Below are 20,281 nucleotides of genomic sequence, written 5' to 3'. Positions count from 1 at the left end.
TTCACCGCACGAGCAGATCGACGAGGATGTTCACGGAGTTGAGCACCGATTGGCCCTTCGATTTCGAATAGTCGGTGTAGAGCAGCTCGACCGGGTGCTCGATCCACGGCAGCCCGGTCTCGCCGAGCTGCAGCACGATCTCGGTGGCGTGCGCCATCCGGTCCTGCTTGAGCTGGAGGCGCGAGGCGGCATCGGCACGGATGACCCTGAGGCCGTTGTGCGCATCCGTGAGCTTGACGCTCGTGGTCATGTTGGTGACCCAGACCGCCGTCTTCAGGATGACGCGCTTCATCCAGCCCGGGTTGGTGCGGTCGTCGAGGAAGCGCGAGCCGAACACGATGGCGGCCCCGCTCGCCCTGGCGGCTGCGACCATGGCGACCGCGTCGTCGATGCGGTGCTGCCCGTCGGCGTCGAAGGTCACGATGTACTCGCAGCCCGGCTGGGCGAGCGCGTACTCGATGCCCGTCTGCAGCGCGGCGCCCTGCCCCAGATTGATGGGGTGCTCGACGATGTGCGCGCCTGCGCGGCGCGCGACCTCCAGGGAGCCGTCGGTCGACCCGTCGTCGATGCAGACGATGTTCGGGAAGTGGGGGAGAACCCCTTCGATCACGCCGGCGATGACGGTCGCTTCGTTGTACAGCGGTACGACAACCCAGGTATGCGGGTCGGGAGTGGCTGGGTTGGTCACACCCCTATCCTCTCAGGAAAGATCTGTGCAAGCAGATAGGATGACCAGGTCCCCTTCCCGAGCCGCGAGGAGAATCCCGCATGCCCTCACCGACCGACGTCAGGATCGTCGATTCGGCCGATGTCTCCCCGGAGGCGAGGATCGGAGCAGGGAGCTCGATCTGGCATCTGGCCCAGGTCCGGGAGGACGCGCAGCTCGGGGAGAACTGCATCGTCGGGCGCGGCGCGTACATCGGCACCGGTGTCGTGATGGGCGACAACTGCAAGGTGCAGAACTATGCGCTCGTGTACGAGCCGGCGAAGCTCGGGGACGGGGTGTTCATCGGACCCGCCGTCGTGCTGACGAACGACACCTACCCCCGGGCGATCAACGCCGACGGCACGATCAAGAGCGCACACGACTGGGAGCCGGTCGGCGTGACCATCGAGCGCGGTGCGGCGATCGGCGCGCGGGCGACCTGCGTCGCGCCCGTGACCATCGGAGCGTGGGCCACGGTCGCGGCCGGAGCCGTCGTCGTGAAGGACGTGCCGGCGTACGCGCTCGTCGCCGGCGTGCCGGCGCGCCGCATCGGCTGGGTGGGCGAGTCGGGCGTGCCCCTCGCCGCCGGTGACACCGAGAACACGTGGGTGTGCCCCGCCACGGGCGACCGCTACATCGAGACTGACGGAACACTGACCAAGGAGACCGTGTGAGCGAGTTCATTCCCCCCGCCAAGCCCATCATCGGTGACGAAGAGCGCGAGGCCGTCGACCGCGTGCTGCGCAGCGGCATGGTCGCACAGGGCCCCGAGGTCGCGGCGTTCGAGCAGGAGTTCTCGGCGCACTTCGTGCCGGGCCGCCCCTCCGTCGCGGTGAACTCCGGCACCGCGGGACTGCACCTGGGCCTGCTGGCTGCGGGCGTGGGCCCCGGTGACGAGGTCATCGTGCCGTCCTTCACCTTCGCGGCCACCGGCAACTCGGTAGCGCTCACCGGCGGTACCCCCGTGTTCGTCGACATCGAGCCCGAGACCTTCACGCTCGACCCGGCGGCGGTGGCGGCGGCCATCACCCCGAAGACCAAGGGCATCCTCCCCGTGCATCTGTACGGGCACCCCGCGCGCATGCGCGAGCTCGAGGCGATCGCCGCCGAGCGCGACGTGGCCCTCTACGAGGACGCCGCGCAGGCGCACGGCGCCTCGCTCGACGGCCGCCCCGTCGGCTCGTTCGGCGACTTCGCGATGTTCAGCCTGTACCCCACCAAGAACATGACCAGCGGCGAGGGCGGCATGGTCACCACGGCGACGGACGAGATCGCCCGCCAGGTGAAGCTACTGCGCAACCAGGGCATGGAGCGGCAGTACGAGAACGAGATCATCGGCTTCAACGCCCGCATGACCGACATCCACGCCGCGATCGGCCGCGTGCAGCTGACCAAGGTCGACGCCTGGACGAAGACCCGTCAGGCGAACGCGGCGTTCCTCGACGCGAACCTGCAGAGCGTCATCGTCCCGCCGGTCGCCGACGGCGCCGTGCACGTCTACCACCAGTACACGATCCGTGTCCCCGAGGACCGCGACGGCTTCGTCGCCGCGCTGAAGAGCGAGCACAACGTGGGCGCGGGCGTGTACTACCCGATCCCGAACCACCGGCTGCCGTCGCTGACCCGCTTCGCGCCGGGGCTCGACCTGCCGGAGACGGAGCGTGCCGCCCGCGAGGTCGCCTCGCTGCCCGTGCACCCCTCGCTCAGCCAGGACGATCTGGAGCGCATCGTCACCGCGGTCAACGCGGTCGCGGGAGCGGGCGCCTGATGGCGGCGGCTCTGCGCGCCGGCCTGCTCGGCGTCGGGATGATGGGGCGCAACCACGCCCGCGTGCTCCGTGACGTCGAGGGCGTCGACCTGGTCGCGATCGCCGACCCCGGCGGCGACCCGCACAAGGTCGCGGGGGACCTCGAGATCCTGCCCGACATCGAGGCGCTCATCGCCACGGGCATCGACATCGCGGTCGTCGCGGTGCCGACCGCGTTCCATGAGGACGCGGCGCTCAAGCTGGCCGACGCCGGTGTGCACACGCTCGTCGAGAAGCCGATCGCGCACTCCCTGGAAGCGGGCCGCCGGATGACCGACGCGTTCGCAGCCAAGGGACTGGTCGGCGCGGTCGGGCACGTCGAGCGGTTCAACCCCGCCGTGCTGGAGATGCGCCGACGCCTCGAGGCCGGCGAGCTCGGCGACGTCTACCAGATCGCCACCCGGCGTCAGAGCACCTTCCCGGCGCGCATCGCCGATGTGGGCGTCGCCAAGGACCTCGCGTCGCACGACATCGATCTCACCAGCTTCGTGGCGCAGAGCGAGTACACGACGGTGTTCGCGCAGACGGCGCACAAGAGCGGTCGCGCCTACGAGGACATGATCACCGTCACCGGCCGGCTGGCCAACGGCGTGATCGTGAACCACCTCGTCAATTGGCTCTCGCCGATGAAGGAGCGCGTGACGGTCGTGACCGGCGATCGCGGCACGTTCATCGCCGACACGGCCACGGGCGACCTCACGTTCTACGCCAATGGCACGATCCCGCTGGAGTGGGAGTCGATGCTGGCGTTCCGCGGGGTGTCGGAGGGCGACATCACCCGGTTCTCCTTCGCCAAGCGCGAGCCGCTGAGGGTCGAGCACGAGGCCTTCCGCGACGCCGTCCTCGGCGAGCCGAACGACGTCGTCACGATGGAGCAGGGACTGCGCACCCTCGAGGTCGTCGAAGGCGCTCTGACGTCCGCGACCTCCGGCGCGCCGACCCGGCTCTGAACGTTCCCCGATGAAGAAGATCTGGCCCGTCCTCCGGGACCTGCTGCCCCTGCTTCCCGAGGGCGCGCGACGCTACTTCGCCGGCTACATGGTCGCGACGACCCTGATCACGGCTCTCGACGTGATCGCGATGTCCCTGCTCGCGCTCATCATCGGCCCCGCGCTCTCCGGCGGCACCCTGTCGCTGCCGATCATCGGTCCGGTGTCACCGGAGATGATGCCGCTGCTCGCGCTGGCCGCGTGCGTGCTCATCATCCTCAAGTCCGTGCTCTCGGTGACGCTGCACTGGTTCGCCACGCGCCGCTTCGCGAAGTACGAGCTGCAGATCGGCGACCGGATGTTCAAGGCGTACATCAACTCCAGCTGGGAGGAGCGCTCCAAGCGGTCGGTCGCCGAGATCACCCGCATCGCGGACTCCGGCATCGCCAACACCATGGCCGGATTCCTGCTGCCGCTGATGCGCGTGCCGAGCATGATCTTCACGTTCGTGCTCATCATCGCGGTGCTGCTGGTCGCCGACCCGTGGACCGCGATCATCGCCTTCACGTACCTCGGGCTCGTCGCCCTCCTGGTCCACCAGGTCGTCACGAAGCGGGCCCTCGAGGCCGCGCAGGTCAACCTGACCTACAGCTACCGCGTCGCGATCCTCATGACCGAGATGATGGAGGCGCTCAAAGAGCTCAGCCTGCGCAACCGTCTGTCCGACGTGTCCGACCTCGTCACCAGCAACCGCAGCCGCTCGGTCCGGGCACGCGCCAACGGCTCGTTCCTCGGCATCATCCCCGGCTTCGCCTTCGAGGCCGCGCTCATCGGCGGCGTGATCCTCATCGGCGGGTTCTCCTTCTGGCAGGGCGGTCTCACCTCCGCGCTCTCCTCCGTGGCGCTGTTCGCCGCGACGGGCTTCCGTCTGATCCCCGCCATCACCGGGATCCAGGGCGGGATCGTGCAGGCAGTGGCCAGCACGCCCGCAGCGCGCGACGTGATCGGCGACCTCATGTCCGCCGAGAAGGACATGGAGACCTCCAAGGCGCCGGAGGACACCGCCGTGCTCGCGGAGCGTCCTCGCGTCCTGCGGCTGGACGACGTGCGCTTCCGCTACCCGAACACGACGGAGGATGTGATCAGGGGGATGACCCTGGACATCCCCCTGGGCAGCTCCCTCGGCATCGTCGGTCCGTCCGGCGCGGGCAAGTCGACGCTGATCGACCTGCTCCTCGGGCTCAGCCAGGCGTCGGGCGGCAGCATCACGATCGATGGCGCACCGCTGAACTCCGTGCTCACGCAGTGGCGCGGTCGGGTCGGGTACGTGCCGCAGCGGGTGGCGCTGTTCGACGGCAGCATCGCCCAGAACGTCGCGCTCACGTGGAACGACGAGATCGACGAGGAGAGGGTGCGCCACGCCCTCGAGCGTGCGCAGCTGAGCTCTCTCATCGAGTCGCGTGCCGGTGGCATCCGCGAGCGCATCGGTGAGCGTGGCGTCTCGCTCTCCGGCGGGCAGCAGCAGCGACTCGGCATCGCCCGCGCGCTCTACACCGACCCCCTCGTGCTGGTGCTCGACGAGGCGACGAGTTCGCTCGACACCAAGACCGAGGACGAGGTGACGAAGTCGATCCGCGCGCTGCAGGGCGAGGTCACGCTCATCTCGGTCGCGCACCGCCTGTCGACGATCAAGGACTACGACCGGATCTGCTACGTGGACGAGGGCAGGATCGCGGCATCGGGGACGTTCCTCGAGGTCGCGGCAAGTCTTCCCGCGTTCGCGGAGCAGGTCGTGCTCGCCGGACTCGCCCGCGACCTCGACTGAGGCGCGGGCGTCCCGGGGCCGCCCTCGGCGGTCGGACGAGCGGCGCAGCGCGCCGGGGCAGCGGGCACACACGCCGTGGGCAGTGTCCCGCGATGGTGGCCGGCCGCGGGCCAGCGCCCGGCTCTCCGCGGTTCAGCGGCGCGGCGCCGACATGGCCCTCGCGCCCGCGAAGAGCGTGCGCAGCGGCGCCTGGCTGTCGAGCACGAGCAGCGGGTTCGCGGGGACGACGGCCCGGATGCTGCGGTAGCTCTGGCGGGCCTGCAGCAGCGCGCGCAGCCGGTGGGCGTCGAGCTGCTGCTCGGCCAGCGCTGCGAGCACCGCGGCGTCGGCGCGGGACAGCAGCGCGAAGGCCTCGGGGCTGAGGCGCCGCAGACGGGCGACGAGGGCGACGAGATCGTCCCGGTGCTCGCGGAGCAGCTCCTCGTCGCCGATGCGGGCATGGATCGCGTCGAACACATGCATCCGCAGATACTTCACGACGACGGCGCGACGGGCTCCGGCATCCAGAGCAGTGAACCAGGAGGAGTGCTCGACGGCGTCGAGGAACCCGAAGTCCGCGGCCACGCTACGGGGCGCGCGCGTGACGCGGTCTGTCGCGTCGTCGTGGATCACGTACGGCGGACCGTCGAGGTCGTACGCGATGGCGGAGCTGGTGAACCAGAGCGCACCGGTGTAGTCGAGGTCTTCGCCGGACGCGAGGCCCGGGGTGAAGCGCAGCTCGCCATGGCGCGCGCGGTCGACCAGGCCGAGCGGGGCGCTGCGGTACGACAGCCGGTCCTTGCAGGGGTCGAGGTCGCGCATGCGGCGGCCGCGGCGCACCGGCGGGTACGGATCCGTGCGTCCGTCCGCGAGTGCGATGCGGGCGAGCACCACCTCGGCGGAGGTCGCGCGCTGCACGGAGAGCCACGAGTCGATCGCCCCCGGCGCGAACTCGTCGTCGGAGCCGGCGACCGACACGAACGGCGCGGTCGAGTGGGCGAGTCCGTGATTGAGCGGGCCGGCTGGCGAGGCGATGCCGTCGCGGAGCTCCAGCAGACGCAGCCGCTGATCGTGGAGGTACCCCGCCAGGTTCCGCTCGATGGGGGCGCGGTCCATGTTGTGCACCACCACGTTCACGCGGACGGGAGCGGCGGTGCCGTCCAGGATCGATCCGACGATGCGGTGGATCGGGCGGGCCGCCGAGTGGACGGCGACGGTCACATCGACGAGGGGCTCAGGCATGCCCTCGATGCTATCCGTGCCGGTCACGGCGTCATCGCGCGCAGCGTGCGGTACGGCGCCTGCGGGTGCAGGGCGAGCAGCGGGTTGCGGGGGAGCCGCGCGTCGAGCCCGCCCGCCCAGCGCGCGCCGAGCAGCTGCAGGATGCGGTCGGGGTCGGGCTGTGGTTCGCGCAGTGCGTCGATGACCTGGCGATCGGTCCTGGCGAGGAGCGCCAGCGAGCCGGGGGACATGCGCTCGATGCGGTCGATCACGCCCTCGAGCGCGTCCCGGTGCGCTGCCAGGCCGCCCGGTCCGCGCAGGCGGTGCAGGATCGCGTCGAACACGTGCAACCGCAGGTTCTTCACTCCGAAGGCCCGCCGGGCGCGCCGCGGGAGTCGCTCGAACCAGTCGGACTCCTCGATCGCGTCGAGGAACGCGAAGTCCTCGGCGACGGTGCGCACCGCGCTGGTGACGCGGTCGGACTCCTCCTCGTGCCCGACGTAGCCGGGACCGGAGCGCGCGTAGGCGATCCGGTCTCCCGTGAACCACAGCCGGGCGGTGTACTCGAGGTCTTCACCCGAGTGCAGTCCTGGTGTGAACCGCAGCGCGCCGAAGCGCTCGCGCGACAGCAGGCCGAGCGGCGCGCAGCGGTAGCTCAGGCGGTCGCGCACGGCGTCGAGGTTCCTGGTGCGTCCCGGCCGCGTCGGCGGCAGCGGATCGGGCCCCTGCACATCGCGGTCGATGCGGGCGAGGACGACGGACGCCGCGTCCTCCCTGGCGATCCGCAGCCACAGGTCCACCGCCCCCGGCGCCAGCTCGTCGTCGGAGCCGAGCAGGGAGAAGTGCCCGGCTTCGACGTGGTCGAGCCCGTGGTTCATCGGCCCGGCAGGGGAGGGGATGCCGTCCGCCAGGTGCAGCAGCAGCACCCGCGGGTCCTCCGCGCGCGCCCCCAGGTTCGCGGCGATCACGGCCTCCTCGATGTTGTGCGCGACGACGATGGCGCGCACATCGGCCTCTGCGCCGTCGAGCACGGAGTCGACGGCGCGGCGGATCGGGCGGGTCGCGGAATGCACGGGGATGATGACATCGACATCGGGATGGGGCACCCGTCGATCCTAGTTCGCGCCCAGGGGAGCCCCGCCTGCGCGGGTACACTGGCAGATGCCCGCCGCGCCGCGCGGTCATCTGCGAGGAAGGAAACGCTGCCCTGGACAACCGGCAGATCTTGGAGCAGCGCACCATCCGGCTCGACGGCCTGACCGGCCTCCGGTGGTGGGCCGCGTTCATGGTGTTCCTCTATCACATGCTCGTGTTCGCGCCGCTGCCCGGTGTGATCACGACGATCTTCGCCCAGGGGTACTTCGGCGTCACGTTCTTCTTCGTGCTGTCCGGCTTCGTGCTGACGTGGTCCGCACGGCCCGATGTGCCGACGAGCACGTTCTACTGGCGCCGGTTCGCGCGCATCTGGCCTTCGCACATCGTGGCGCTGCTCTTCGCGATCCCCGTGTTCTACACGTTCGCGGCGATCCCCGAGGGGAGCTTCCTCAAGCCGTTCGACCTCGGCATCCTGCTGCTGTCCGTCGTGCTCCTGCAGGGCTGGTGGAATGCGCCGAACATCCTGTTCTCCGGAAACCCCGCGGCGTGGACTCTCACCTGCGAGGCGTTCTTCTACGCGCTGCACCCGTGGATCTCCCGCTTCTTGATCCGCCTCAGCCGCAACGGCGCCCTGATCTTCGCCGGACTCGTGGTGGTGGCAGCCTTCACCTACCGCGCGCTGGCGGTGCTGTTCCCCGGCACGTTCATCGCCGAGCTGCCGGTGCCGATCGTCCGGGTGTCGGAGTTCATCCTGGGCATGGCCGTCGCCTGGGCGATCCGTGCCGGCTGGCGCATCAGGATCCCTCCGATCCTCGGCATCGGCGCGATGATCGGCGTGGTCCTGGCGATCGTCGTGGTCGCCCGCTCCGGCATGGACCTGCCGATCATCAAGTTCATCCCGGCCTTCGGCAACGAGCTGTTCACGGTCGCGTGTGCGATCGCGATCATCGCCCTCGCGCAGAAGGCCCTGGCCGGCAAGCGCTCCTGGTTCGAGTCCCCGGTGCAGGTGAAGCTGGGCGAGTGGTCGTTCGCGTTCTACCTCGTGCACGCCACGGTCATCTACCTCGCGATGCGGATCTTCGGCATGCAGGAGACGTCGTGGCTGAACCTGCTGTGGTTCGCGGTGATCCTCGTGATCGACCTGATCCTCGCGTGGGCGCTGCACTCGTTCGTCGAGCGGCCCCTGGAGAAGCGGATGCGGCGGTGGAAGGACCGCAGAGACGCGGCGAGGGTCAGCGTCCCGGCGTAACGCCCGGCGCGATCCAGTCCTCGAGCAGCACGCGCGCGCTCAGCGGCCCGGCGTGCACGGTCTCCACGAAGCGGCGGCCCTGCGCGGCCAGCTCCCGGGACTCCGCGGGTGCGGCCACGAGCGCACGAACGACGGCCTCGAGGGTGTCCGGCGTCGCCTCGACGATGGGCAGCGCGAGTCCGGTCGTCTCCTCCACGTACGCGCGCACCTCGGGCAGCACGTGGCCGATCACCACGCGACCCGCCGCCATCGCCTCGCACGCGGCCACGCCGTAGGAGCCGGCGCGGAACTGGTCGATCACGATGTCGGCCGCGTCGAACACGTCCGGCATCTGCGCGGATGGCACCCCGGTGATCAGCCGGTAGTCGACGAGTTCGGCGGCGATCAGCGGGTCCAGAGCGGGCGGGATGTAGTGGCTGCCCTTCTGCAGCGGCGCGCTGGCGGCGTGCACGATGCGCACGGGGCGGGCCCCGAACGGCTCCGACCGCTGACGGAACCGCTCCACGTCGACCACCACAGGGCACCAGCGCGCCCAGGGCACGTCGAACAGCAGGTCGGGCGTGGACACGAACGTCGGGCGCGGCACTCGGCGCAGCAGGGCGAGGTTCGCCGCCGCGTCCTGCGCCAGCAGCTCGGTGCGCGGATCCTCCGGGTACAGCGACCAGGGGGTGCGCTCGGCGTGACGCGCGGGGTCCCGGATGTCGGTGCCGTGGCAGAGGTAGGCCACCGAGACCCCCTCCTCCGTCAGGGCCAGGATCTCCTGCTCGAGGTCGCGGCCGAAGCGCCGGCCGAACAGCGGTCGCTCGGCCTCGACCAGCACGTGCGTGAACTCCCGGGCGGCGGCGAACTCCGCATCGGCCCAGCGCTCCGACCCCTGAGCGGTCGCGAACGGGACCAGGGCGTCGGCGTCGAAGTCGAACCCGCCCGGCAGCTGCTCGGCGCGGTTGCGCGCACCGATCCGCGGGTCGGCGGCTTCCAGGGCCCGCGCCCAGCGGAAGGCCTGACCGGAGTAGTTGGTCGGCGCGATCAGCACTCGGATCTCGGTGGACGGCACCGGGGTCGCCGGGGTCTCACCTCCACCGAGGGCGCGCATGACGATGCGGCCGAAGGCGCCGTCCGGGTTCCGCGCCGGAGCCTCCAGCACGCGGTTGAGCCAGCCGGGGAAGGAGGAGCGGTGGCGGACCAGCCAGTCCGCGGCGCGGGAGAGCAGAGCGGGCACGGTCACCGCCGCCCTGCGGCGCCGACGCTGCGCACGACCTCGGCCACGGTGGCGGCCACGGCACGGAGCGAGTGTGTGCGGTCGATCCACTCCGCGAGGTCCTCGCGCTCGCGCGCGGTGGGCGGTTCGTCGCAGCTGCGGCGCATCGCCTCGGCGATCTCGTCGGCGGCATGCGCGCACACCCAGCCGGCGGACACGTGCTCGTTCGCGCGTTCGAGGAAGGGCCCGGTCGGGCCGGGGCCCGCGAAGATCACCGGGCAGCCCGCCGCGAGGGACGAATAGGTCTTGGTGGCGAACGCGTACTCGTAGGCGGTACCCGGCCGCAGCGTGGCGAGGCTCGCGACGGCGGAGGACAGGTGGGGGAGAAGCTGCTCCGGCGGAACCGGGTCGAGGAACTCGACCTGCCCGCCGACGCCCCGCTCGGCGGCCAGCGCCTCCAGCTCCTCGCGCTCGGTGCCGTTGCCGATGAAGCGCAGCGTGTAGCCGGGGTGGGTCGCGCTGAACGCGGCGAACGCGTCGACGAGAACTTCGGCGCCGTGCCACGGCGAGTAGCTGCCGGCGTACACGAAGAGCTTCTGCCGGTCCGCCTCGCGGTACGAGAACTGTGCGGTGTCGGCGCCGAACCCGGTCACGGTCATCGGCACCGTGACGCCGAGCGCCCTCACCCGGTCGACCACGCCGCTGGAGATCGTGACGAGCCGCACGGCGCCGCGCATCGCGAAGCGCTCCACCACGCGCAGGGCGCGGATGACCAGGGAGGAGCTCGTCGCCATGTTGGCGGCATCGGACCACACGTCCGCGGCGTCGTACACATAGGGGATGCGACGGAGCGCACACACCACCCTGGTGACGGCCCCGGTGGTGGGCGGGGGCTCGGCGAGCACGACGTCGGGTCGCCGGGCGAAGAGGAGCCGGAAGGCGAGCGGGATGTCGAAGCTCAGGTACGGCAGGTAGCCGCGCACGTAGCCGTCCCTGTCGCGCAGCACGGGGGCCGTCTTCACCTTCTCGCCCTGCGGAGCCGGTCGCAGCGGCGCGGGAGGCGTGGCGGTCAGCACGGTGACCTCGTCCCCGCCCTCCACGAGCGCGTCGGCGACGGCGCCGAGGAACTGGGAGGCGGCGGCGGGTTCGGGGCGGTAGATCCGCGAGGCGATGAGGACGCGCATCACGCCTCGAAGAATCGGCGCATCAGGACGTCGCGCGAGAAATCGCCGTTGTGCAGCCTGCGCACATACTCGGGGCCGCTCGCCGCCAGCGCCCGGTAGTGCTCACGGCGATCGGCGATGTCCCGCAGCACCGACTCGAGCGAGTCGATCGTGACCTCGGGGATCGGCAGCGGCATGCCCGCATGACGTTCGACCTCCGTGCGGACCTGATCGGTGATGTGGGTGAGCACGAGGCGGCCGGCGGCCATGGTCTCGCACGCGCCGACACCGTAGTCCCCGGCGCGGAACTGGTCGAGCACGACGTCGGCGCCGGCGAACACCCGACGCATCTCCTCGTTGGAGACGTTCCGGATCTCGGTGTACTCGATGACACCCTCGTCGACCAGCTTCTCGATGGTCGGCGCGATCAGGTACGTGCCCTTGGTGAACGGATTGGTCGGGGCATGCACGACGCGCAGCTTGGGCGTCTCCAGCAGCGGCTCGTCCGTGCTCCAGCGCTCCGGGTCGATCACGACGCCGAGGAAGTCGGCGCGAGGCAGGTCGATCAGCAGGCCGGCCGTCGACACGAAGGTCGGGGCGTCGAGGTCGTCGATCAGGCGCAGATTGTCCGAGACCATGGCCTCGATGAGGTCCGGCGAGACGTAGCTCTCGCTGTTGTGGAAATGCGACCAGGGGTTGTCCGCCATGTGCGTCGACGGCAGGCGCACGTCGGTGCCGTGCCCGACGACGCCGATCGTGAGGCCCGCCTCGCGGAGCAGGTCCACCTGCCGCCGCACGTCGCCGCTGAACATGCCGCCGAGGATCGGGTAGCACGCCTCGATCAGCACGTGCGTGTAGTTCTCGCGCAGGTCGTCGAGCATCGCGCGCTGCCACGCCCGGGAGTGCTCGGCGGTGCGCCAGCTCAGCACGTGGTCGGCGCCGTACCCGAAGGGGTTGTTCGCTTCGTGCACGTAGTTGCGGGCGGACACCCGCCCCGAGGTCTCGGCGGCTCGCGCCCAGCGGTACCCCTGACCGGCGTAGTTCACCGGGCCGATGAGCACGCGGAACTCGCGCGTCAGGTCGGGGACCGGCGGCTCGGGCACCACGACGCCGCGCGCACGGTCGACGCCGCTGGCGATCGCGTCCTGCAGCGCCTTCGGCAGCTTCTTCCATGTCGCTTCAACGGCGGGATGCATCGTCGTCCTTTCGCGTGGCCTGCGCCGGGGCGAGCCAGTGCTGCCGCAGAGCCTCGGCGGAGGCGCGGCCGTCGTGGGCGGTGTGCACGAACGCGATCGAAGCCTCGCGTCGTTCGTCCAGGTCGTCGGCGGGGCGGGCGAGCGCGCGCAGCACGGCCTCGAGCGTCGAGGGGTCGGCCTCCACGATGGGCAGCTCCGTCGCGAACCGGTTCCGCACGGTGTCGCGCACCTGGGCGGAAACCTGTCCGACGACCACGCAGCCGGCCGCCATGGCCTCGCACGCCGCGACGCCGTAGGAGCCGGCGCGGAACTGGTCGAGCACGACATCGGCCTGCGCGAAGGCCGCCGGCATCTCGGCCGATGGCACACCCTGGAGCAGCGTGAGCTCGATGAGACCCTCCTGCTGCAGGCGCTCGAGCGTCGGCATGATGAGCGGGGTGCCCTTGGCCGCTGCGATGGACGGTGCGTGTGCGACCCGCAGCGGACGCCCGTCGAGGGGCGCACGACGCGGGGCTCGCCAGCGCGCCGGGTCGACCACCACGGGGCACCAGACGGCGTCGGGGAGGTCGACGAGCAGGTCGGGCGTGGAGACGAACACGGGCCGTCCGCTGCGCTGCAGGAGGGCGATGTTGCGGGCGGCGAGGGTCTCGGCTCGCGGGAGGTAGATGCTGTCGTCCGCGTAGTAGGAGAGCGGGTTGTCGCGGATGTGGCGCGACGGCAGCCGTGCATCCGTCCCGTGGGCGAGGAACGCGACATCGACGCCCGCGTCGAGCAGCGCCTTCGCCTGCCGCTCCACCGAGCGCCCGAGCAGGCGCCCGAACGGCGGCTCCTCGGCTTCGATCAGCACGTGGGTGGCCCGCGTCGCGGCCTCGAACTGGCGCAGCTGCCACTCCCGGCCGTTGTGGTACGTGCCGACCGGGACGACGATGTCGGCGTCGAACGAGAAGCCCCCTGGCACGTCGACCGCCAGATTGCGCGCGCTGATCGCGGGATCCGCCGTCTGCAGCGCCTGGGCCCAGGCTCTGCCCTGGCCCGAGTAGTTGACCGGGGCGATGAGCACACGCACCGGGGCGTCGTCGAACGTCGTCGCCGGGACGGAGCCGGCCGGTGCCGGCGCGCCGAGCCGTCGGGCCGCAAGTCGGCCGAGAGGGCTCATCGGGGCGTCGGCGAGCGCGTCGATCAACGCGTTGACGAAGGAGGGGAGGCGGTTGCGATTCACGAATCTCGAGAGGGTTCGGGTCGCACGCTGAGCATAGAGAGATTGTATCCGACGGCCGCGTCCCGGATTCGGATCACGGGCCGGCTGGATATCATGGACGACGGTGCGCCTGTTTCGTGGCGGTTTCACCCCTCGACTGAACGGCGGATCAATGACCATCCCGGAGGCTGGCAAGCGGGGCTTCTCGCTCAAGGACTACTCGGACACGCTCAAGGCGTACCTGGACGACGGCTATGCCGTGACCGGGTTCCGGGAGTATCTCGACGACCCGCAGCCCAAGCATCTGGTGCTCAGGCACGACATCGACAACAGCATCGAGCAGGCCGCCCGGGTCGCTCGGGTCGACGCGGAGGCGGGTTGCACGTCGTCGATCTTCCTGCGCGTGCACGCGCGGGGCTACAGCCTGATGAGTCTCCCCTCGCTGCTCATCATCCGCGAGATGGAGGAGCTCGGCCACGAGGTGCAGCTGCACCTCGAGGGCGGCTTCGGGGATGTGCTCGGCGGCGACAACTTCGACTGGGCCGAACGGCAGCGCACGGTGTTCGAGACCGCCGTCGGCCGTCCGCTCGGCGGGTTCAGCCTGCACGAGCCGGCACGTCTCGGCGGCATCGAGTTCGCCACGGAGCTGCTGGCGCGCTGGTCGGACACGGTGCGGTACCACTCCTACGAGCCGCGGTTCATGACCCCGCAGATGAAGTACCTGAGCGACAGCAGCGGAAACTGGCGCGAGGGTCACTTCGCGCTGTGGGTCGGCAAGGAGCCGCTGATGCAGGTGCTCACGCACCCGTTCTGGTGGTTCGAGAAGATCCCCGCCGAGAACTACTGAGCGCCGAGAACTACTGAGCGCCGAGAACCGCTGAGCCCCGAGAACCGCTGAGCGCCCGAGGCGCCGCGGTGCGGGCCGGCCACGAAGCGCTCGGTGCCGGAGGGCTACGACGCGCTCGGTGCGGGCCGGTTGTCGCTGAGCCGGCGGGCGGGGTTGCCCGTGCGCACCTCGTTCACCGGGACCGAGCGCACCGCGACGGCTCCGATCCCGAGGATCGAGTCCCGCCCGAGCGTGACGCCCTGGATGACGGAGGCGTTCGGCCCGATCCACGTGTCGTCCTCGACCGTGACGCTCCCGGACAGCGTCGCCGCGGCCGTGATGATCACGTTGCGGCCGATCTGGCAGTTGTGCGCGATGTGCGCGTGGTCGTCGATCTTCGTGTGGTCCCCGATGCGGGTCGGGGCGATCGTCCCCGCGCACACCGTCACGAAGTTGCCGACCTCGACGTGGTCCGCGAGCACGACGGAGCCGACGTGCGGCAGCCGCAGGTAGTCGCCGCCGGCGTCGCGCTCCATGCCGAAGCCCTCCTCGCCGACCACGGCGTGGCTCTTCACGAGGCAGTGGTCGCCCACGACCGCGTCATAGCCGATCACCACGTGGTCGCGGATCTCCGCGCCCTCGCCGATCACGGCGCCCGCCCTGATCACGGTGTACTCGCCGACGGACGCCGTGGGGTGCACCCTGGCCGTCGGGTCGACGCGCGCGGTCGCCGCGACGCCGGGCTCCGGCTTGCGCGCGAAGAAGCGGTCGACCGCGATCGCGAACGCGGCGCGAGGGCTGTCGACCGCGATGAGCACACCGCGACTCTCCTCGGCGACGGTCGCCGAGGCGGGAGCGAGCACGATCGCGCCGGCCGAGAGTGCCGCCTCCAGGGCCGCCGCGTACTTCACCGGATCCATGACGAACGTGAGGTCTCCGTCGCCGGCCGTGCTCACGGGCGCCAGGCCGGTGACGGGGCGGTCGTCGCCCAGGAGGGGAGCGGTGAGAGCCTGCGCCACGAGAGACGCGGTGAGGTCCGTGCGGGTCATGTCCTCGACTGTACCGCGCGCGCCGCGACGCCCCCGCGGGGCCTGCCCGTATGCTGAGAGCATGGATGAGAAAGCGCTGATCGAGCTCGTTGCGGACATTCTCCAGGTGGACGCCTCCGGCCTCACCCTCGACGACGACCTCAAGGACGCGGGCTGGGATTCGCTGGCGAACGTCGAGTTCATCGCGAACGTCGACGAGACCGCCGGCGTCACGGTCGACGCGGACGAGCTGGCGAACGCGCAGACCGTGCGCGACCTGCACGCGCTGGTCAACGCCGGCGCCGCCTGACCCCGGCGCACGGGCCGCGGCCGTGTCGCCCCCGGCCGGTCCGGCGGATCGCGCCGTAGACTGGGCGCATGGGTGCCCGAATCGCTGCCGTTGACTACTTCCTGCCCGACGCGGTCCTGACCAACGAGGACCTCTCGCGGGAGTTCCCCGAGTGGAGCGTCGAGAAGATCTCCGCGAAGACCGGCGTCGATCGTCGCCACATCTCCGGTCCGGATGAGTTCTCCTCCGACCTCGCGATCGCGGCGGGACGTGCGCTGTTCGCCAGTCACGACATCGACCCGCAGTCGATCGACTACCTCATCGTCTGCACGCAGAGCCCCGACTACTACCTGCCCTCCACGGCGTGCATCGTGCAGGACGCCCTCGGCCTGCCGACGAGCGCCGGGGCCACCGACATCACGCTGGGGTGCTCGGGCTACATCTACGGCCTCGGGCTCGCCAAGGGCCTGATCGAATCCGGCCAGGCGAAGCGGATCCTCGTGATCACCGCCGACACCTACACGAAGTTCATCAACCCCGCCGACAAGTCGGTGCGGACGATCTTCGGCGACGGAGCCGCGGCGACCCTCGTGACGGACGACGGTGCGGCCGATTCGATCACCGCCATCACCTACGGCACCGACGGGGCCGGCGCGAAGAGCCTGATCGTCCCGAACGGCGGACTGCGCCAGGGAGCCGCCATCCAGCCGAAGTCCGATGCGGTGGTGCGAGAGCTGGAGTCCTCCGGCTACGACCTCTACATGGACGGCCCCGACATCTTCAACTTCACGCTGCGCGTGGTGCCGGGGACGGTCGACGAGATCCTCGCGAAGGCCGGAGCCGAGCTGGACGACATCGACCTGTTCGTGTTCCACCAGGCGAACGCCTTCATGCTCGAGCATCTGCGCAAGAAGCTCGGTGTCCCGGCGGACCGCTTCTTCGTGTCCCTGGCCGAGTCCGGCAACACGGTGTCCTCCACCATCCCGATCGCGCTGGCCGACGCCGAGCGCACCGGCGCGCTGAAGCCGGGGATGCGGGTCATGCTGCTCGGCTTCGGCGTGGGACTCTCGTGGGGCGGGCTCGTCGCGACGTGGTGACAGCCGACCGCCCCCGCGTCCTCATCCTGTCGTTCGACGCGATCGACGTCGACCCGCGGGTGATCAAGCAGGTGCGCCGCCTCGCCGTCGACCACGACGTGACGACGTGCGCACCCGGAGGGCAGCCCGATCCGCGCGTCGAGCACGTCCCGCTGGATCCCGCGGCAGCCCGTCCGCGCGGTCGGCTGGGCAACCTGGTCGACGATGTCGCCAGGAGCAGGGAGTGGTTCGGCTGGTCGTACCGGCGGCTGCCGCTCGTGCAGCAGACCACACGCCTGCTGCGCGGCCGGACGTTCGACGCGGTGCTCGCGAACGACGCAGAGACCCTGGGTGCCGCCATCGCCGTCGCCGGCGCCGACAAGGTGCACGCCGACCTCCACGAGTTCTATCCCGGGCTCCCTGTCGAGGACTCGCCACTGGGTCTCCGGCAGCGCCGGTACTGGACCTGGCTCATCACGCGCTTCGCGTCCAGGGTGCGCTCGTCCACCACGGTGGGTCAGGCGATCGCCGAGCGCTACCGGGAGTATGGCCTCGCGCCGGGAGTGGTCACGAACGCGGCGCCCTTCCGCGACCTCGAGCCGGTCCCGCACACGGGTCCGCTGCGCCTTGTGCACAGCGGCAACCCCTTCCGTGAGCGCGGGCTGGGCGAGATCATGCACGCCGTCGCCGCGTCGACCACCGACCTCACGCTCGACCTGTACCTCACGTACAACCCGCCGGGGGATCGTGCCGAGCTCCAGCAGCTCGCGGCGCAGCTCGGCGACCGCATCCGCATCCACGAGCCCGTGGCGCAGGCGGTGCTGATCGACACGCTGCACACGGCGGACCTCGGCATCCACGTGCTGCCGCCGACGAGCGAGAACAACGCGCTCGCGCTGCCCAACAAGTTCTTCGACTTCGTGCAGGCCCGGCTGGGCGTGATCGTCGGACCCTCGCTCGAGATGGCACGGCTGGTGCGCGAGCACGGTCTCGGCGTCGTCACGGACGGCTTCACGCGTGAGGACATCACGGTCGTGCTCGACGCGCTCACCCCTGAGGCCGTCGCCGGGTACCGACGTGCCGCGCATGCCGCCGCGCACGCGCTGTCCGCCGAGGCGCAGGTCGAGGTGTGGGTGGACGCAGTCGACGCGATCGCGGAATCCGCCGGCCGGACCGCGACGGAGCGCGCATGAGCCCCCGACTCGGCGCGGTGGCGCAGGCCGCGACGGCCCGCGTGCCCGCGCCTCTCGCCGATCGTCTGTTCCCCGGCCGACGCCGGGAGTTTCGTGAGGCCGGGGTGACCCGGGCTCCGATCGGGGAGCGGCGCCTGTTCATCGGCCCCGTGAACTCGGCGGGCCAAGCGCACGAGTGGGCGCGTGCAGTCGAGCGTCTGCCCGGCGTCGGCGCCGCGAGCTTCCAGTACCGCGGTGCGGACGACGTCTTCGGATTCCCCGCGGACCATGTGATCTCCACCACGTGCTTCGTGCGCAACAGCCGGTGGCGCGCGGCGCAGCGGCGCGCGGTCGAGAGCGGGTTCACGCACGTGCTCGTCGAGTCGGGACGCCATCTGTTCGGCACCGAGGGCACGGTGCTCGCGCAGATCAGGGCGCTGCAGGCCGCGGGTCTCACGGTCGGCCAGATCTGGCACGGCAGTGACATCCGGCTGCCGAGTCAGCACGCGGCGGGGGAGCCCGATTCGCCCTTCCACCCCGGCCGCTACCCCGACACCGAGGCGCTCGAGACCATCGTGCTGGCCCATCGGCGACTGATCGCCGATGCGGGCGTGCCGCAGTTCGTCTCCACGCCCGATCTGCTGGAGTTCGTCCCCGGAGCGACGTGGGTTCCGGTAGTGGTGGACGTGCCGCGCTGGAGCGCCGCCGGTGCCAGGCCCGCGCTGCGGGGCTCTCGCCCTCCCGTCGTGGTGCATGCGCCCACGAGGACAGGACTCAAGGGCAGCGACCGTATCACGGAGGGCATGCGGGCGCTGCATGACGAGGGCGTCATCGAGTACCGCGAGCTGCACGGCATCCCCTCGGCCGACATGCCGGCGGTGTTCGGCGACGCCGACATCGTGCTGGATCAGTTCCTGGCGGGCGCCTACGGCGTCGCGGCGAGCGAGGCCCTGGCGGCGGGTCGACTCGTGGTGAGCCACGTGGGGGAGGACGTGCGCGCCGCGGTCGCGGCGACGACGGGTGCGGAGCTGCCGATCGTGCAGGCGCGTGCCGACGAATTGCCCGCGGTGATCCGAGAGATCGCCGGCGACCCGTCCCGTTTCGCGGTGCACGTGGAGGCGGGCCCGGCGTTCGTGCGGGCAGTGCACGACGGCACGCTGTCCGCGGAGGCGCTGCGTCCGTTCCTCGACGCCTGACGCGGTCGGCTCCGTAGAGTAGATGCTCGTGAAGATCCTCAGCGTCGTCGGCGCGCGCCCCCAGTTCGTCAAGCTCGCCCCGATCCACCATGCCGCGCGTGCCGCCGGTGTGGAGCACGTCATCGTGCACACGGGGCAGCACTACGACCCGCTGCTGTCCGACGTGTTCTTCGACGATCTGGGCATCGGCGCGCCGGATGTGCACCTCGGGGTGGGCAGCGGCTCGCACGGCGTGCAGACCGGTGCGATGCTCGCTGCACTGGATGCGGTGTTCGACGAGCACCGCCCCGATTGGGTACTGGTGTACGGGGACACGAACTCGACGGTGGCCGCGGCGCTCAGCGCCGTCAAGCTGCACATCCCCGTCGCCCACCTGGAGGCCGGGCTGCGCAGCTTCAACCGCCGGATGCCGGAGGAGCACAACCGGGTGCTCACGGACCACGCGGCCGATCTGCTGCTCGCGCCGACGCAGGTCGCTGTGGATCACCTCCGTCGCGAGGGCCTCGGCGCGCGCACGGTGCTGGTCGGGGACGTGATGACCGACGTGCTGTTCGACGTGCGCGACCGGGTGACGGCGGACGGGGAGGTCACGGCGCTCGAGGGCGTGTCGCCGGGCGAGTACTACCTGGCGACGATCCACCGTGCGGAGAACACCGACGACCCGGAGCGGCTGCAGCAGGTCGTCGATGCGCTCGCGGGGTTGGACCGTCCCGTGGTGCTGCTCGCGCATCCGCGGGTCGTCGCCAAAGCGGCGGCGCACGGCATCTCCCTCGACCGCGGTTCGCTGACCTCGCGCCCTCCGCTCGCGTATCCCGAGCTGATCGCCGCCGTCGCCGCGAGCGCGGGGGTGGTCACCGATTCCGGCGGGCTGCAGAAGGAGGCGTTCCTGCTGCGCGTGCCCTGCACGACGGTGCGCACCGAGACCGAGTGGGTGGAGACCGTGGAGCTCGGCTGGAACGTGCTCGCGAACACGCGCGAGGAGATCGCGGCGGCGGTCACCCGTCCCCGTCCAGCCGAGACGGATGCCGCGCCGTACGGTGACGGGCACGCGGCCGCGCGAGTGGTCTCCGTGCTCGCCGAACCGCGCTGAGGCACTGCTGCCCGTGGCGCCCTCGGACGATGGCCGGC

The 20,281-nt window shown here is 70.9% G+C and carries 19 protein-coding genes; 11 read left to right on the top strand and 8 right to left on the bottom strand.

Features of this window, described 5'->3' with window-relative positions:
• Position 1 precedes the first annotated feature (1 nt).
• On the bottom strand, positions 2–688 hold the full coding sequence (locus M3C17_RS04540) for a glycosyltransferase family 2 protein (RefSeq protein ID WP_259976458.1): 687 nt from the start codon (positions 686–688) through the stop codon (positions 2–4).
• 80 nt (positions 689–768) lie between these two features.
• Here M3C17_RS04540 and M3C17_RS04535 point away from each other — a divergent pair, with 80 nt between their 5' ends.
• Genes M3C17_RS04535 through M3C17_RS04520 form a run of 4 tightly spaced genes read left to right on the top strand, consistent with a single transcriptional unit; the run spans position 769 to position 5,267 of the window.
• The gene (locus M3C17_RS04535) at positions 769–1,380 is read left to right on the top strand and encodes an acyltransferase (protein ID WP_259976457.1); all 612 of its coding nucleotides are present in this window, start codon (positions 769–771) and stop codon (positions 1,378–1,380) included.
• On the top strand, positions 1,377–2,474 hold the full coding sequence (locus M3C17_RS04530; RefSeq protein WP_259976456.1) for a DegT/DnrJ/EryC1/StrS aminotransferase family protein: 1,098 nt from the start codon (positions 1,377–1,379) through the stop codon (positions 2,472–2,474). Before M3C17_RS04535 ends, M3C17_RS04530 begins: the two co-directional genes overlap by 4 nt.
• Entirely contained in the window at positions 2,474–3,463 is a 990-nt protein-coding gene (locus M3C17_RS04525; protein WP_259976455.1) for a Gfo/Idh/MocA family protein, read from the top strand. Before M3C17_RS04530 ends, M3C17_RS04525 begins: the two co-directional genes overlap by 1 nt.
• Positions 3,464–3,473: 10 nt before the next feature.
• Positions 3,474–5,267, top strand: a complete 1,794-nt coding sequence (locus tag M3C17_RS04520; protein ID WP_259976454.1) for an ABC transporter ATP-binding protein — start codon at positions 3,474–3,476, stop codon at positions 5,265–5,267.
• A gap of 132 nt (positions 5,268–5,399) precedes the next feature.
• Here the strand turns inward: M3C17_RS04520 and M3C17_RS04515 are convergent, their stop codons facing one another.
• Positions 5,400–6,488, bottom strand: coding sequence for a glycosyltransferase family A protein (locus M3C17_RS04515; protein ID WP_259976453.1), 1,089 nt, complete (start codon positions 6,486–6,488; stop codon positions 5,400–5,402).
• A gap of 23 nt (positions 6,489–6,511) precedes the next feature.
• Entirely contained in the window at positions 6,512–7,573 is a 1,062-nt protein-coding gene (locus tag M3C17_RS04510; protein WP_259976452.1) for a glycosyltransferase family 2 protein, read from the bottom strand.
• Positions 7,574–7,692: 119 nt separating this feature from the next.
• Here M3C17_RS04510 and M3C17_RS04505 point away from each other — a divergent pair, with 119 nt between their 5' ends.
• Positions 7,693–8,811: an acyltransferase gene (locus M3C17_RS04505; RefSeq protein WP_259976451.1), complete on the top strand. Its 1,119-nt coding sequence runs from the start codon at positions 7,693–7,695 to the stop codon at positions 8,809–8,811.
• On the opposite strand, the gene M3C17_RS04500 is transcribed toward M3C17_RS04505, so the two are convergent.
• Genes M3C17_RS04500 through M3C17_RS04485 form a run of 4 tightly spaced genes read right to left on the bottom strand, consistent with a single transcriptional unit; the run spans position 8,795 to position 13,587 of the window.
• Positions 8,795–10,036 carry a hypothetical protein gene (locus M3C17_RS04500; RefSeq protein WP_259976450.1) on the bottom strand — a complete coding sequence of 414 codons (1,242 nt, stop codon included), beginning with the start codon at positions 10,034–10,036 and terminating at the stop codon, positions 8,795–8,797. The two genes, M3C17_RS04505 and M3C17_RS04500, sit on opposite strands and share 17 nt — an antisense overlap.
• Positions 10,033–11,193, bottom strand: coding sequence for a glycosyltransferase family 4 protein (locus M3C17_RS04495; RefSeq protein ID WP_259976473.1), 1,161 nt, complete (start codon positions 11,191–11,193; stop codon positions 10,033–10,035). The genes M3C17_RS04500 and M3C17_RS04495 overlap by 4 nt, the downstream gene beginning before the upstream one ends.
• Positions 11,193–12,368, bottom strand: a complete 1,176-nt coding sequence (locus M3C17_RS04490) for a glycosyltransferase (RefSeq protein ID WP_259976449.1) — start codon at positions 12,366–12,368, stop codon at positions 11,193–11,195. The genes M3C17_RS04495 and M3C17_RS04490 overlap by 1 nt, the downstream gene beginning before the upstream one ends.
• The gene (locus tag M3C17_RS04485) at positions 12,352–13,587 is read right to left on the bottom strand and encodes a hypothetical protein (protein ID WP_259976448.1); all 1,236 of its coding nucleotides are present in this window, start codon (positions 13,585–13,587) and stop codon (positions 12,352–12,354) included. The genes M3C17_RS04490 and M3C17_RS04485 overlap by 17 nt, the downstream gene beginning before the upstream one ends.
• Positions 13,588–13,738: 151 nt before the next feature.
• On the opposite strand from M3C17_RS04485, the gene M3C17_RS04480 reads away from it, so the two are divergent.
• The gene (locus tag M3C17_RS04480) at positions 13,739–14,413 is read left to right on the top strand and encodes a GCN5 family acetyltransferase (protein WP_259976447.1); all 675 of its coding nucleotides are present in this window, start codon (positions 13,739–13,741) and stop codon (positions 14,411–14,413) included.
• Between the two features lie 104 nt (positions 14,414–14,517).
• Here the strand turns inward: M3C17_RS04480 and M3C17_RS04475 are convergent, their stop codons facing one another.
• Positions 14,518–15,441, bottom strand: coding sequence for an LpxD N-terminal domain-containing protein (locus M3C17_RS04475; RefSeq protein WP_259976446.1), 924 nt, complete (start codon positions 15,439–15,441; stop codon positions 14,518–14,520).
• Positions 15,442–15,502: 61 nt separating this feature from the next.
• On the opposite strand from M3C17_RS04475, the gene M3C17_RS04470 reads away from it, so the two are divergent.
• From M3C17_RS04470 to wecB, 5 genes are all read left to right on the top strand, one after another.
• Complete coding sequence (locus M3C17_RS04470; RefSeq protein ID WP_259976445.1) at positions 15,503–15,730, top strand: acyl carrier protein; 228 nt, start codon at positions 15,503–15,505, stop codon at positions 15,728–15,730.
• Between the two features lie 68 nt (positions 15,731–15,798).
• Positions 15,799–16,806, top strand: a complete 1,008-nt coding sequence (locus M3C17_RS04465; RefSeq protein WP_259976444.1) for a 3-oxoacyl-ACP synthase III family protein — start codon at positions 15,799–15,801, stop codon at positions 16,804–16,806.
• Complete coding sequence (locus tag M3C17_RS04460; RefSeq protein ID WP_259976443.1) at positions 16,800–17,978, top strand: glycosyltransferase; 1,179 nt, start codon at positions 16,800–16,802, stop codon at positions 17,976–17,978. Before M3C17_RS04465 ends, M3C17_RS04460 begins: the two co-directional genes overlap by 7 nt.
• On the top strand, positions 17,975–19,153 hold the full coding sequence (locus M3C17_RS04455) for a hypothetical protein (RefSeq protein WP_259976442.1): 1,179 nt from the start codon (positions 17,975–17,977) through the stop codon (positions 19,151–19,153). The genes M3C17_RS04460 and M3C17_RS04455 overlap by 4 nt, the downstream gene beginning before the upstream one ends.
• Before the next feature lie 28 nt (positions 19,154–19,181).
• Complete coding sequence (gene wecB, locus M3C17_RS04450; protein ID WP_311198424.1) at positions 19,182–20,243, top strand: non-hydrolyzing UDP-N-acetylglucosamine 2-epimerase; 1,062 nt, start codon at positions 19,182–19,184, stop codon at positions 20,241–20,243.
• Positions 20,244–20,281 lie beyond the last annotated feature (38 nt).

The organism is Microbacterium sp. p3-SID336 (genome assembly GCF_025143365.1).
Classification (GTDB): domain Bacteria; phylum Actinomycetota; class Actinomycetes; order Actinomycetales; family Microbacteriaceae; genus Microbacterium.
The sequence above is the reverse complement of the archived record's forward strand: the minus strand, read 5'-3'. Positions and strand labels throughout refer to the sequence as shown.

Excerpts from the sequence above, each read along its gene's own strand:
- M3C17_RS04535 (WP_259976457.1), top strand. The coding sequence starts at position 769 with ATGCCCTCACCGACCGACGTCAGGATCGTCGATTCGGCCGATGTCTCC.
- M3C17_RS04525 (WP_259976455.1), top strand. The coding sequence starts at position 2,474 with ATGGCGGCGGCTCTGCGCGCCGGCCTGCTCGGCGTCGGGATGATGGGG.
- M3C17_RS04520 (WP_259976454.1), top strand. The coding sequence starts at position 3,474 with ATGAAGAAGATCTGGCCCGTCCTCCGGGACCTGCTGCCCCTGCTTCCC.
- M3C17_RS04515 (WP_259976453.1), bottom strand. The coding sequence starts at position 6,488 with ATGCCTGAGCCCCTCGTCGATGTGACCGTCGCCGTCCACTCGGCGGCC.
- M3C17_RS04495 (WP_259976473.1), bottom strand. The coding sequence starts at position 11,193 with ATGCGCGTCCTCATCGCCTCGCGGATCTACCGCCCCGAACCCGCCGCC.
- M3C17_RS04490 (WP_259976449.1), bottom strand. The coding sequence starts at position 12,368 with ATGCATCCCGCCGTTGAAGCGACATGGAAGAAGCTGCCGAAGGCGCTG.
- M3C17_RS04480 (WP_259976447.1), top strand. The coding sequence starts at position 13,739 with ATGACCATCCCGGAGGCTGGCAAGCGGGGCTTCTCGCTCAAGGACTAC.
- M3C17_RS04475 (WP_259976446.1), bottom strand. The coding sequence starts at position 15,441 with ATGACCCGCACGGACCTCACCGCGTCTCTCGTGGCGCAGGCTCTCACC.
- M3C17_RS04470 (WP_259976445.1), top strand. The coding sequence starts at position 15,503 with ATGGATGAGAAAGCGCTGATCGAGCTCGTTGCGGACATTCTCCAGGTG.
- M3C17_RS04465 (WP_259976444.1), top strand. The coding sequence starts at position 15,799 with ATGGGTGCCCGAATCGCTGCCGTTGACTACTTCCTGCCCGACGCGGTC.
- M3C17_RS04455 (WP_259976442.1), top strand. The coding sequence starts at position 17,975 with ATGAGCCCCCGACTCGGCGCGGTGGCGCAGGCCGCGACGGCCCGCGTG.